Source organism: Pseudofrankia inefficax (genome assembly GCF_000166135.1).
In the GTDB taxonomy this organism is placed as follows: Bacteria; Actinomycetota; Actinomycetes; order Frankiales; family Frankiaceae; genus Pseudofrankia; species Pseudofrankia inefficax.
Window position 1 is genome coordinate 4,791,049 of record NC_014666.1, and the last position, 12,568, is coordinate 4,803,616.

At 73.3% G+C, this 12,568-nt stretch carries 12 protein-coding genes; 3 read left to right on the plus strand and 9 right to left on the minus strand.

From position 1 onward, the window contains the following. Positions 1-4: 4 nt before the first annotated feature. Both FRAEUI1C_RS19475 and FRAEUI1C_RS19480 read right to left on the minus strand, forming a co-directional pair. The gene (locus tag FRAEUI1C_RS19475; RefSeq protein WP_013425048.1) at positions 5-649 is read right to left on the minus strand and encodes a formylglycine-generating enzyme family protein; all 645 of its coding nucleotides are present in this window, start codon (positions 647-649) and stop codon (positions 5-7) included. Positions 650-915: 266 nt separating this feature from the next. Continuing rightward, positions 916-2,727 carry a cytochrome c biogenesis protein DipZ gene (locus FRAEUI1C_RS19480; RefSeq protein WP_013425049.1) on the minus strand — a complete coding sequence of 604 codons (1,812 nt, stop codon included), beginning with the start codon at positions 2,725-2,727 and terminating at the stop codon, positions 916-918. Between the two features lie 539 nt (positions 2,728-3,266). On the opposite strand from FRAEUI1C_RS19480, the gene FRAEUI1C_RS19485 reads away from it, so the two are divergent. Together FRAEUI1C_RS19485 and FRAEUI1C_RS19490 are read left to right on the plus strand one after the other, a co-directional pair. Continuing rightward, entirely contained in the window at positions 3,267-3,560 is a 294-nt protein-coding gene (locus FRAEUI1C_RS19485; RefSeq protein ID WP_013425050.1) for a DUF1540 domain-containing protein, read from the plus strand. 409 nt (positions 3,561-3,969) lie between these two features. Then, the gene (locus FRAEUI1C_RS19490) at positions 3,970-4,434 is read left to right on the plus strand and encodes a hypothetical protein (protein ID WP_013425051.1); all 465 of its coding nucleotides are present in this window, start codon (positions 3,970-3,972) and stop codon (positions 4,432-4,434) included. Positions 4,435-4,693: 259 nt separating this feature from the next. Here the strand turns inward: FRAEUI1C_RS19490 and FRAEUI1C_RS19495 are convergent, their stop codons facing one another. After that, on the minus strand, positions 4,694-5,371 hold the full coding sequence (locus FRAEUI1C_RS19495; RefSeq protein ID WP_013425052.1) for a maltokinase N-terminal cap-like domain-containing protein: 678 nt from the start codon (positions 5,369-5,371) through the stop codon (positions 4,694-4,696). Positions 5,372-5,492: 121 nt separating this feature from the next. Next, positions 5,493-6,392 carry an SDR family oxidoreductase gene (locus FRAEUI1C_RS19500; protein WP_013425053.1) on the minus strand — a complete coding sequence of 300 codons (900 nt, stop codon included), beginning with the start codon at positions 6,390-6,392 and terminating at the stop codon, positions 5,493-5,495. A gap of 85 nt (positions 6,393-6,477) precedes the next feature. On the opposite strand from FRAEUI1C_RS19500, the gene FRAEUI1C_RS19505 reads away from it, so the two are divergent. Then, a complete protein-coding gene (locus FRAEUI1C_RS19505) occupies positions 6,478-7,035 on the plus strand; it encodes a TetR family transcriptional regulator (protein WP_013425054.1) in 558 nt (185 codons plus the stop codon). A gap of 38 nt (positions 7,036-7,073) precedes the next feature. On the opposite strand, the gene FRAEUI1C_RS19510 is transcribed toward FRAEUI1C_RS19505, so the two are convergent. From FRAEUI1C_RS19510 to FRAEUI1C_RS19530, 5 genes are all read right to left on the minus strand, one after another. After that, a complete protein-coding gene (locus FRAEUI1C_RS19510; RefSeq protein ID WP_013425055.1) occupies positions 7,074-7,913 on the minus strand; it encodes a GNAT family N-acetyltransferase in 840 nt (279 codons plus the stop codon). Beyond that, the gene (locus tag FRAEUI1C_RS36495) at positions 7,910-8,383 is read right to left on the minus strand and encodes a GNAT family N-acetyltransferase (RefSeq protein WP_013425056.1); all 474 of its coding nucleotides are present in this window, start codon (positions 8,381-8,383) and stop codon (positions 7,910-7,912) included. Before FRAEUI1C_RS36495 ends, FRAEUI1C_RS19510 begins: the two co-directional genes overlap by 4 nt. Before the next feature lie 293 nt (positions 8,384-8,676). After that, a complete protein-coding gene (locus tag FRAEUI1C_RS19520) occupies positions 8,677-11,145 on the minus strand; it encodes an FtsX-like permease family protein (RefSeq protein ID WP_013425057.1) in 2,469 nt (822 codons plus the stop codon). After that, positions 11,142-11,912, minus strand: a complete 771-nt coding sequence (locus tag FRAEUI1C_RS19525; RefSeq protein WP_013425058.1) for an ABC transporter ATP-binding protein — start codon at positions 11,910-11,912, stop codon at positions 11,142-11,144. The genes FRAEUI1C_RS19520 and FRAEUI1C_RS19525 overlap by 4 nt, the downstream gene beginning before the upstream one ends. Next, positions 11,909-12,487, minus strand: a complete 579-nt coding sequence (locus FRAEUI1C_RS19530) for a PadR family transcriptional regulator (protein WP_013425059.1) — start codon at positions 12,485-12,487, stop codon at positions 11,909-11,911. The genes FRAEUI1C_RS19525 and FRAEUI1C_RS19530 overlap by 4 nt, the downstream gene beginning before the upstream one ends. Positions 12,488-12,568 lie beyond the last annotated feature (81 nt).

The window sequence follows — 12,568 nt, forward strand, 5'->3', positions numbered from 1 at the left end:
CCTCCTACGCGGAGCGCGCGACCCGGAACCCGACATCGTCGATCCGGAAGGTCGGGTGACTTCGGCGGCGTACCGAGGCCCGGCAGCTCCAGTGCTCGTCAAACCAGCCGCCACCGCGGAGCACCCGGTAGGCACCGTAGACCTCGGCGTCGTACACGTCCCAGCACCACTCCCAGACGTTGCCCAGCAGGTCGAAGAGGCCCCACGGGTTGGGCTGTTTGCCTCCCACCTCGTGGATCCGCTCGCGCGAGTTTCCTCGATACCAAGCGATCTCGTCGAGCTGTCCATACCGTGGACCGGCCGTGCCCGCGCGGCAGGCGTGCTCCCACTCGGCCTCCGTCGGCAGCCGGTATCCATCGGCGGACGCGTCCCATTCGACGCTCTCGAGATCGGCGTCGAGGCGGTACGCGGGCGCCAGCCCCGCACGCTGGGACAGCAGGTTGCAGAACCGGACCGCGTCCCACCAGGAGACGTTCTCGACCGGCAGCTGATCGCCTCGCGTGGTGCTCGGCCGCTGGCCGGTGACCTGGGCGTATCGGGCCTGCGTGACCGGCACGGCGCCAAGCTGGTACGGCGCGAGCTGGACCGGCCAACTGCGCCGGGATCGCCGGTCCGACAGGGTCACCTGGCCCGGCAGGACGGCCAGCATCTCGTCTCCGGCCCACGCGTCCACAGGTGGATGATCCCACCGGCACCTGTCCTGGATGGCCGCGAAGGTCGACCGCGTCGGTTTCTTCGCTCCCAGTGCTGCCAGTGCCGTGGCCGCCTAGGTCAGCCCAGCGGAATGATCGCCGTCTTCGCCCTGAGGTGGTCGCGAATCGGGCCTTGTCACAGCCGCCTGAGGGCCTAAACGGTGATCATGTCGGGGGCTCGGAGCGAGCTGACCGCGCGTGGGCGCCGCTGGCCGAGACGCTGCTAGCCGAAGGTGAAGGAATAGGCGGTCAGGCCTGGCGACAGGGTGACCGTCAGGGTGTCGCGTCCGGGGGACGGCCGGTCGGCCAGCGTGTAGATGTTGGGAGCGCCCGAGACCTGGTACGTGGTGGTCTTCCCGTCCAGGGTCGCGGTGATCGTGCCGGTCCCGCCGACGTCGAGATAGGCCGCCGAGGCGAAGAAGCTCAGCTCGATGCCGGCGTTCTCCTCGGCGGTGAGGGCTTCCTCGCCGACGGTCCAGGTTCCCGTGAGCGCGAACGCGTCCTCCGGGAGGGCCTGCGGATAGCTGAAGGTTCGCCGGCCCGAACCCAGTGGTTCCTGGACGCCGTTCGTCACCCGCTCCGCGCCGAGATAGGTCTCCGGCGTCTGGTCCGGGTCGTCGGGCGTGGTGTCGGCGACGTCGGTGCTCGCGGGCAGCGTGACGGCTGGGTGCGCGGCGGTCAGGAGCTGGCGGATCAGCGACTCGGTGGTGGAGTAGTCCCCCTCGCCGATGGCGACATGCCGCACCTGGCCGGTCGCGTCGATGAGGTATTCGGCGGGCCAGGAGTCGTTACCGAAGTTGTTCCAGGTCGTGTACCCGTTGTCCACGGCGACCGGGTAGGTGATGTGCAGCCTTCTCGCTCCGGCCGCCACGTTCGCGGGGACGTGTTCGAAGGCGTACTCCGGGGTGTGCACGCCGATCACGACCAGGCCGGCGGCCTTGTACGCGGAATACCACGCCTGCACGTGCGGAATGGCGCGCTGGCAGTTGATGCAGGAGTAGGCCCAGAAGTCGACCAGCACGACCTTTCCGGCGAGGTCGGCCGCGGTCACCGGGGCGCCGTCCGGGGTGTTCAGCCATTGTTGGATTCCCGAGATGGCCGGTGCCTTGCCGCAGTTCTGCGGGACCGGCCGGGGCTCCTGCGCACAGGCCGTGAGCCCCGCGGCCTGGTCGGACCCGAGCGCCGCCGAGACGCCGGCGCTGTCGAGATCCTTGTTCAGGCTGGCGGTGTAGTCCGGAACGGTGCGCTGCAACGCGTCGGTGACATTGAACGTGAGCGCCACGGCCAGCGCGATCATCACCGCGCCGGCGACGAGGCGCACGCCGCGTTCGCGGTCCCGGAAGGCGCGAACCCGCTCGGCGACCCCGCGACCGGCCAGCGCGAAGCCGAGCAGCGGCAGCGCGGTCCCGCAGGCGAAGGCCACGGTGAGCGCGACCGTGCCCAGCCCGATCCGGCCCGTCGCGCCGGCGACGGTGATCGCCGCGAGCACCGGGCCGGCGCACGGCACGTAGACGGCCCCGAGCGCCAGGCCGAGGACGAATCCGCCGTGCTCGCCGCTGACCTGACGTTGGCCGATGCGGGCGAAGGGCCGTTCCAACAGGTGCTGGACCGAAGGGAACATCATCGCGACCCCGAGCAGCACGAGCGCGACCAGACCGGCCCAGCGCACGATGTCCGTCGGCAGCGGCAGAACGCTGAGCACCAGCGTGCCCAGGAGGGTGAAGGCACTGAAGCTCACCGCGAGCCCCGCGACCACGAGGTACGGACGACGACTCGCCCGCCGCTCCACCCGGCCCCGCCGACCCGGTCCAGGCACAGCCTCACCAGGTGCGGATACAGCCTGGCTGGGCGCGGCCGCTGCCTGATCGGCTCGGGGTACAGCCTCGCCCGCCGCGGGCGCGGCGTGACCGGACGCGGGCGCGGCCCGGCGGGATCGGGTGTCCTGGACCCCGCCGGCGAGGAAGACGACCGGCAGCACCGGCAGGACACAGGGCGAGATGCCGGTGATGATCCCGCCGACGATCCCGATCAGCACGAGCGTGATCAGCGCAGACCTCCCACCGCCGGCCGGCCCGCGGGTTCCGCGCCGACATCCTCGTCGTGCCGCGATCTTAGGTCCCGACCCTGTGCGTCGCGTTACGCCAAATCTTTCCATTCGCGGATCCCCGCCGACCCGCCTCGGTGGCCGGCCCCGTGGAGCCACGCCCCTTCGCCCCGCGGCGACCGGACCGTACCGAACCGCGGTCGGGTCCCCGCCCGGCCGGCCCCGCCGCCCTGGCCGCTACCAGCCAAAGACGCGCCGGGCTCCCGCGCCCTGGCTTTCGCCCCGGCGGCTCAAGGTCGACGTGCGCGCAATTCCTCCCCGCATAAGGATAGCCTTACCTCACCGGTGTTCAGGGATTTTCCGCCGGCGGTGCCCGCCCCAATCTGTGGAAATATCTCGGCTATGCGGCGGCATTCGGGATTCCAGCACAGGGCCTTCGCCTTGACGGCGCGCCCGGCAGCTTCTAGGAAATGCTGGCGGGGCGGACCCGCGATGCTTTCTGGAACGCGACGCCGACCGAGGGAGATCCCATGCAGCTACCGATGATTACGAAATGCGCCGTCGACGCCTGCGCCTACAACCGCGAGAAGGCCTGCCACGCCCCGGCGATCACCGTCGGCGACACGGGCGCCATGGTGGCGCATTGCGACACGTTTCACGTGGCCCCGATGAAGGGCGGCAATCCGGCCGAGACCGGCCGGGTCGGCGCCTGTAAGGTCTCCGACTGTTCGCACAACGAGAATCTGACCTGTCACGCGCAGGGAATCACTGTCGGGTTCCAGAGCAACGGCGTCGACTGCCTCACCTACAAGGCCCGCCGCTAGCAACGTCCCCGGAGGGCGACCGGCGGCCGGACGTGGCCGCCGGCGGCGCGGCCCGCGAAACCTGCCCGAGCTCGGGGGCGACGGCGGTCGCGGGTCGCGTCGGCGGACCGAGTGGGCGGCCGGGATCGGCGAGCGGGAGCGGACGGGCCCGGGAGCGGACAAACGACGGCGAAAGCCCGATCCGTCCCGAAATCGTCAACAGGCCGCGACCCGCGCCAATGCCATTTCTCGCCCGGCCTCTGGCCGTCCCGTAACAATTCCGGCCACCCGCCGCAAAGGACACGCCGCCACGGGGCCGACCCGTACGCCAACGGCACCGTTTCCGAGAACCGGCAGCTTAAGGCCGTGGACTGATGATATCCTCCGGAACCGGTGGGCAGGGCTGGCGACGTAAAGTCCGGGTGAGAGCATGTCCAATCAGGAGAACTGGGCTGACGTTTTTATCAGTCAGCTCATGTACCCAGCCCTCGAAGTCCTCGTCAACACGGTGCTCCTCGGGCTCTCCACGTACTACGTGGTGCACGCGTTCAACGACAACGTCTCGCTGGGTGCCCGGACGGCCGCCGTGACCCTGATCCCGCTGATCGTCGTCACGTACCTCGTGAAGAACCTTCGCCAGCCGCTGGCCAGGGCCGCGTCGGCGGGCTCGCCCCGGGTGACGTTCGCGCTGACGACGGTCGTCGGGTTCTCCGCGTTCCTGGTCCTTCGGCAGTCCACCTCGCTCGCGCTCGACGGGTTCGTGCTGAGCCTCGTCTTCTCCGCGCTGATCGGGGTGCGGGCGAGCCTCCAGGAGGACCGGAGGATCTCCTACCTGTTCGGCGCCGCTCTCGGCGGCCTGCTCGCCGTCGCGACCATCGGCCTGCCGGGCACGTGACCGCCCGCCAGGCCACGCCAGGCCAGAGCGGGTCACGGCAGGCCAGGCCGGTTCCGCGGTGCTCCCCCGCCGCCGCGCCGGCGGCTCCGGCTGACGGCGGCCCGCCGCCGCGACCGTCGGCGGCTGGCCGCCACCTTGATCGCCGACCACGCCCTCGGGTGGCTACGAAACAGGCCCGGCGACGACCACCGGCGGGCCGAAACCGCGATCGTGGGGACGCGGACGGCGAGCGGACCGTGGGAGCTCGTGGGAACCAGCCCTAGTCGCCGGCTCGGGTCGCGGTGACGAGGAGGCCGGTCGACTCGGTGCCGTCGGGCTGGCGCCAGACGGCCTGGACGTGGCCGGCCCGTTCGTCCACGACGGCGGGGCGGGCCGGGAGGGCGCGGGCGATCCGCACGACGAGGGCCGCCCCCGCCCCGCCGGCCCCGGAGGTCGAGATCCGCATCCTCGTCCCGTCCGGTCCGTTGCTGGCCAGCGTGCACGCGGACACGACGAGGTCCGCGCCGGGGAGGACCGGTGTGCTGCGCACCGACGGGTCCGGGGTGTCGGAGAGGCTCTGCGCCTGCGGTACGGCCTGGCCCTGCAGCAGGGCGATGAGCTGGGTGGTGAAGACCCAGTCGTGCGTCGCGTCGTAGACGTACCTGGTTCCGAGCACCCCGTGCTCGGTGGTCCCGATGAGGCCGGCCTCCGAGCCTGTGGGCGGGGTCCCGCGGTAGGTCATGGGCACGTGGTAGGTCACCGGTCTGCCGCCGGCCAGGTCCGTGGCGAGCATGAACTCGATCCCGACCTCGCCGGCCGGGTCGTCGAGCCGGAAGCCGCCCACCTTGGTCAGGCGCGGGGCCTGGCCGGCGTCGAGATACCACGGCTGGCTGGGAAGCCAGGCCGTCAGCAGGTCCAGCTTGGACGGAACCAGCGTCGTGTTGTGAATCGTCGCCATGGTCGGATTGTCCTCCCGGTACCTGGTCCGTCGCGCCACCGGCCGGCCCGCGGCGGGCCCGGACCGGCCGCCGCCCCAGGACCGCGGCCCGCCGCCGGCCGAGCACCGCGCGGGAGGCCGGTCAGTCCGGCAGCGCGTAGGCCCCGGCGGCGATGTCCTCGAACAGCGTCGGGCCGGTGGGCGTCCAGCCGAGCAGCTCGCGGGTGCGGTCGTTCGACGCGGCCACGTCCAGGCCGAAGAAGCGCGCGATCCAGCCGAAGTGGGCGTCGGCGTCCGCCGGTGCGACCGAGCCGGTCGGCAGGCCCAGGTAGTCGCCGAGGGCGGCGGCGATGTCGCGGGAGGGCAGTCCGGTCTCGGCCACCGCGTGCACCCGCGCACCCGCCGGCGCCTTCTCCAGCGCGAGGCGGACCAGGCGGGCCGCGTCGGAGCGGTGCACGGCCGCCCAGCGGGTCGAGCCGTCACCGATGTAGCCGGCGACGCCGTGCTCCTTGGCGATCTTCGCCAGGACCGAGGTGAACCCGTGGTCACCCATGCCGTGCACGGTCGGCGAGAAACGCAGCGCCACCGGGCGGACACCGCGGCCGGCTGCTTCGAGGGCGAGGTTCTCGCTGCCGCCTCGCAGCGAGTCGGCGCCGTGGAACGGCGACGGGTCCTCCTCGGTCAGCGGCCGGCCCATACCTGGCGAGGCCACCCCGGAGGCGAGCAGGAACGGCCGGTCGCTGCCGGCGAGCGCGTCGAGCATCCGCGCGACGGCGGCGTGTTCGGTCCGGCCGGCGCCGGCGTAGTCGGAGAAGTCGTGGTTGAAGGCGAGATGGACGACGCCGTCGCTGGCCGCGGCCGCCGCGGCCAGGCCGTCGGGGTCGGTGAGGCTCCCGCGGTGCACGTGAGCCCCCTTCGCCTCCAACGCGGCGGCCGCGTCGTCGGAGCGGGCGAGGCCGACGACCTTGTAGCCGTTGGCGAGGAGCTCGTCGGTGACGGCGGAGCCGATCCAGCCGGAGGCACCGGTGACGAAGACACGCATGGCTGACTTCCTTCGACGAGTATGTCAGTGACTGACATCGACACTAGCACGCCATGTCAGACACTGTCATCACTACACTCGGCGTGTGGGTCGTTGGGAACCGGACGCGCGCGGGCGGATGATCCGCGCCGCGGTGGAGCTCTTCGCCGAGCGCGGCTTCGAGCAGACCACCGCCGGCGACATCGCCGAGCGCGCCGGCGTCACCGAACGCACCTTCTTCCGGCACTTCGCCGACAAGCGCGAGGTCCTCTTCGACGGTTCGAAGACCATGGTGCAGACCGCGTACGAGGCGATCCTGGCCGCGCCGGCCGAGCTCTCACCCCTCGACGCGGCCCTGGCGGGGATCGTGGCGGGCGGCAGCCTGCTGGGCGAGATCCGCGATCACTCGGTGCGCCGCTCCCAGATCATCGCGGCGAACCCGAGCCTGCAGGAACGCGAACTGCTCAAGCTCGCGGCGATGACCGAGACGATCGCCGAGGCGCTGCGGGCCCGCGGGATCGGCGAGCCGACCGCCAGCCTGGCCGCCCACAGCGCGGTGACCGTCTTCCACGTGGCCTTCGCCCGCTGGATCTCGGCCACCGAACCGCCCAGCTTCGCCGGCTGCGTCGCGGAGGCGGCGGACGCCCTGCGCGCCCTGATCTGACCGGACGTACGCGCCGGCCGGACGGGTGGGGCGCCGGTTCAGAGGTCCTTGATCAGCACGGCCCGGGTGTAGAGCAGGTCGAAGCCGAGGCGCTGCACGTTCTGCTGGGATCTGGAGCCCGGCTGGGTCGTGACGACCGCGATGTCGCAGCCCGGTGCGTCGGCGAGCCGCGCCGCCAGGAGCGCCGACTGCACGCCGCGGCGGCGGTGCGCGGGCGCGGTCGCCGCGCCGGTAAGCTGCGCGACGCCCTGGGCCGTGCGCATGCTCGCGCCGCCGGCGACCACGCCGTCGCACCGCGCGAGGTAACGGCGGACGCCGGCAGCCGCCATGTCGAGCACGGCGCGCCGCAGGATCTCGCGGGGGAACTCCTCGTGGGACGGGACCCCCTGGGTGTCGGGGTGGGCGAAACCGTCGACGACGACGTCGAGCCACGGCTCGAACTCGTCGTCCCCGCTCGGCCGGATCTCGACGCCCGGCGGGCTCACCGGCCGCGGGCCGCCGTCCAGGGACCGGCCGAGAACGTTCTCGAACGACACCAGCCGGTACCCGCGGCCGGTCAGCAGCGCGCCGACCCCCGGGTCGGCCAGCTGGGAAAGCTCCACCTGAACCGGTGCGCCGCAGGCGGCGAACGCCTTCTCCACCTGCTCGAGGTCGGCCACGTCGGGTACGCCCGCGAAACCCAGCCCGACGATCTTGTTCAGCGGCGAGCCCTCCTCGGCGAAGCTCGCCACGCCGCCGGCAACGGGCCTGACGAAGCCCGGCGTGCCGGTCTGGCGGAGCCCGGCGGCCTCGCTGCCGCGGGCGATGAGCTGCGCCTCGGCCCGTTCGATCCGCTCGGCCAGGGCGACGTCACAGAAAAGGGAGGAGTGGACGATCATCGGGCGTCCAGGTCGTATCGGAAGACGATCATGTCCCGCATGACGATGCCGTGGTCACGTATCGGGGGTCGCACGTAGGCGAAGTAGTCGGGTTTCACGGCATGCATGCGGAACCCGCATTTCTGGTAGAAGGCGATGTTGTCGAGCGCCGAGTTCGCCGTGCCGACGAGGAGCGACCTGCCGTGCGCGGGCAGCTCGGCCTGGATCGCGGCGACGATCTCCCGGCCGTACCCCTTCCCGCGCTCGTCTGCGGAGACCGCGAGGTAGAGAATCTCGGCCTCGGCGCCCGGTTCTCCCCAGCGCACGACCGCGGCGCCCACGTCCGCTGCGTCGAGGGTCGCCGCGTAGGTGGCGCAGGCCGGGTCGCCCAGCGCCGCCCGGACAAGCTCGTCGTCCTCTTCGGCGTCACGCAGGATCGGCATCAGCCGCGCCGCGGCGGCGCCGTACACCCGCGCGCAGCGCAGCGTCATGGTTCGCCTTTCGCCTGTTCCGCGCACACCGCGCGGTCGCCCCGAGAGTCGCCCACAGCGGGTCCGCGGGCGTGGCCGTCTGGCACGGCGTTCGGCGCGCGGCCGGCAGACAGATCGGTACCAGCGATCTGTCTGCCGGCCGCGCGCCAGGCCGCAACACTCGCACTCTGGATCCGGGTGGGCAACCGGTTATCGCGGGCGCCGGCCGAGCCCCGCGCCGCGAACCGTTCCTTGGGAATGGCGCCTTGGCCGCCCGCGGGTCGTCCCTGGATCCCGCGACCTTCCGGGCTGGGTCAGTCCGACAGGCGGCGCCCCAGTGCCGGTGGCTCCTTCCCGGCCAGCAGCCAGCCCGCCGCCGCGGCGACCAGCGGGATCCCCACGAGCAGGACCAGCGGGTAGCCCGGCGGTATCCGCCCGAAGACCGCGAGATCATGCCGGTACACCGCGACCAGGCCGAGCCCCGCGCCCGCGGTGCCGAGGATCCCGCCGAGCAGCGCGAGCCCGCCGGCGGTGGCCGCGGTGAGCGTGCGCCTGATGCCGGCGCTGGCCCCGGTCGCGGTCAGCGTGCGCAGGTCGGCGGCGGCCTCACCGCGGATCAGGCCGACGGTCATGGCCAGGACCGCGAGCGCGAGCAGCAGCCCACCGGCCGTGGCGCCGGCCCGGACCGTCCGCACGCCCGGATGACCGTCGCGGAACTCGACGGTCAGCCCGGCCGCGGCGGCGATCCGCCGCGCGTCGGCCCGCTGCGCGTCGGTCAGCGGCTGCGCGGACTCGACCAGCCAGCCGGCCCGGACCGGGGTCAGGTGGCGGCGGGTGAGCGCGCCCGACGTCAGCAGCGTGTCGGGCAGCGACGTGAAGCGGGGGCCGCTGACGTGCGTGCTGGGCGGCTGCCGCGCGTCGCGCCCGGCGTCGAAGATGACCAGGGGCCCGGCCCTGGCGGTGACCACGTCCGTGGCCGGAGGGATCCGCACCCCGTCGGCGCCGACGAGCCGCAGCAGGTCGGGCGTGGCGACGTACGCCGGGATCCCTTCGTACTCGCCGCCGCCGCGCGGCCGGTCGACCTCCAGGGCGCGCCGGACGGGCTCGTTGCCCTGCAGGCCCAGCTCCGGGCTGGCCGCCGGATCGTAGGCCAGGTCAAGCGGGATCACGGTCGGACGTGGGAGCAGCGCCGCGAGCTCGTCGACCTGCGCGGCCAGGCCCCGTAGCTGGGCGTCGGTTCGGATCGGCACGAGGCCGGGCGGGTCGCCGGGCCGGGCTATCCCGACGAGCAGCTGGTGATCGCCCAGGTTCCCGCCCGTCGGGCTGCCCTGGATGCCCGTCGTCACCACGACGATGGCGGCGGCGATGCCCACCGCGAGGCTGATCGCGGCCAGCGCGGCCCCGGACCGGGCCTGGTGGCGGCCCAGGTCGCGCAGCGCCAGCCGGACGGCGACCGGGGCCCGCCCACCCGCCGCGGCGAGCAGCCTGATCGCCGGCGGGCCCGCGAACAGCATCGCGAGCGCCATCGCCACCGTGCCGGCGACGATCAGCGCCGGGCTCTTCTTCTCACCGGCCGCCAACAGTCCCAGCCCAACCGCGAGGAAGAAGACGCTGACCAGCGCCGGGCGGTGCGACGGCCTGGGCGCGGGCGGCCGGCCGGACAGCGCGAGCGTGACCGGCAGGCGCGACACCGCACGGGCGGGCCACCAGGCCGCGGCCGTCGCCATCAGCACCGCGAGCAGCCCGACGCCGGCGACCAGCGGCCAGGGGATGTCCAGCCGGTCGACCCGGTGCCCGACCGCCGGCTCCAGCCAGGCGGCCACCGCCGGCCACAGCGCCAGCCCGAGGGCGGCTCCGGCCCCTGCCGCCAGCCCGCCGACCAGCAGGCCGGTGACGGCCATCATCAGCCGGATGTGACGCGCGGTGGCACCGATCGCCGCGAGCATCCCGAGCTGGCGCAGCCTGCGGTGGGCGAGCACGGCGAACCCCGCGGCCGCCACGAACGCGACGAGCAGCAGCAGGACCGTCGCCCCGCCGAGGACAAGGGTCGTGATCACCAGGTGGTCCGTATTGGGCCCCTGCCCCATCACCTGGCCGACGGTCGCCAGGCCCAGTCCGCCACGGTTGGAACCCGTCGTCCGGACGAACACCGACGCGGTCTGCGGCGGCGAGTCCGCCGAGGGCGCGATCAGGACGAAGTCGTCGGTCAGGTCGCTCGGGTCCTCGGCGATGCCGACGATCACCCGCGAGTGGCCGTCGAGCGCGACGGTGCCACCGAGCCGCAGCCCGAGCAGCTTCGCCACCCCGGTGGTGACGGCCGCCTCGTTCGGCCCGGCCGGGTACCGCCCACGGTGGATGGCGAGCAGCTGCCCGGTGAAGGTGCCGTGCGGCGCCTGCTCCCGGTAGTCGACCGCCTTGGCCAGGCCCGCGACGCCGTACCCGGAGTGGCCGATCACGTCGATCGTTCCGAACGCCCGGCGCAGGGTGGCGACGTCGGCCGCCAGGTCCGCCGCACGGCCGTTCTGCCCGTTGAGCACGTACACGGCCCCGGCCGTGCCGAGCTTCGGATCGGCCTGCCGCGGCACGTTGTACAGCGTGGTCCCGCCGCAGACCGCCACGGCCACCGTCAGCAGCAGCAGGAGGGTCACGAGGACCTGGGAGCGCCACTCGCGGCGCAGCATCCGCCAGGCCCATCGCGTCATCGCTCGCCGGGCCGCGAGGCCGCCGTCCGCGGGGGCCCCCGACGGCCGGGTCCGCGACCGGGGCGGCGTCTGGACGGTCACCGCGGCACGTCCGCCGTGAGCAGCGACTCGGGGCCGGCGGCCGGGCCGGCCTGGTCCACGGCCACGCCGTCCCGGACGAACACGACCCGGTCGGCCCACGCGGCGAGCTGGGCGTCGTGGGTCGCCAGCACGGCCGCCGCGCCCTCCTTGCAGGCGCTGCGCAGCAGCCGCATGACGTTCTCGCCGGCCTGGGAGTCCAGCGAACCGCTCGGCTCGTCGGCCAGCAGCAGCCGGCGCTGGCCGACCAGTGCACGGGCGATGGCGACCCGCTGGCGCTGCCCACCGGACAGCTCGTCGGGGAAGCTGTCCGCCCGGTCCGCCAGGCCGAGCCCGTCGAGGGCCCGGCGCGCCGACTCGGCGGCCTTCCTGGCCTTCAGGCCGTCGAGCTCCAGCGGCAGCGAGATGTTCTCGGCGGCGGTGAGCCCGGGCAGCAGGTTGAAGTCCTGGAAGACGTAGCCGATGTGGCGTCGTCGCATCCGGGCCCGGTCGGCGGCCGACATGCCGGCCAGCGAGGTGCCCTCGACCAGGACGTCGCCGCTGGTCGGCTGCTCCAGACTGCCCGCGATGGTCAGCAGGGTGGACTTGCCGGAGCCGCTGGGGCCCATGATCGCGACCATCTCGCCGGCCCGGACCGACAGGTCGACGCCCGCCAGCGCGTGGACCTCGGTCGGCCCCGAGCCGTACACCTTGGTCACGGCGCGCAGCTCGAGGACGGGCGCGGTCGGGACGGCATCCGCCGGGACGGCGTCCATCGAGGTCGTGGTCACCGGGCCGCCCTCGCGGTGCGCCGAGCCGGGGCCGGGGCCGGCGCCGCGGGGGACGCCACGGGTGGGCGGTGCCGCAGCCGGCCTTCCGCCGCGTCCAGCCACCGGACGACCGCCTCCAGCCGGAAGATCTCGGCGTCGGCGACCAGCAGCAGCCCGAGGTCGTCCTCGGCGGCGTCCTGCTTCAGCCGGGTGTAGCGGCTCATCGTCTCGATCAGGTGCCGCCGGTGGCTCTGGAGGATTCCGGCGACGTCGGCCTCGGGCAGCCGCGCGGCCACCAGCACCTTGATGACCAGCTCGTCGCGGGGCGGCGCGTCGGCGGTGGGTGGCGTCGTGAGCCAGCGGGCCAGCTCGGCGCCGCCCTCCGGCGTGATCCGGAACGTCTTCTGCGGCCCCGGCTCGTCGCCGTCGTCCGAGGCGACCAGCCCGTCGCGTTCGAGCCTGGCCACGGTCGTGTAGACCTGCCCGACGTTGAGCGGCCAGACCTCGCCGGTCCGCGCCTCGAACTCCTGGCGCAGTTGCAGGCCGTACTTCGGGCCCTCGCTCAGCAGGGCCAACAGGGCATGTCGCACGCTCACGGGCGCCCGTCCTTTCGGAGAATACTCGGTATCATACCCGGTATACACCGAGCCTGACGAGAGCCCCGTGTCAGCGCGTCA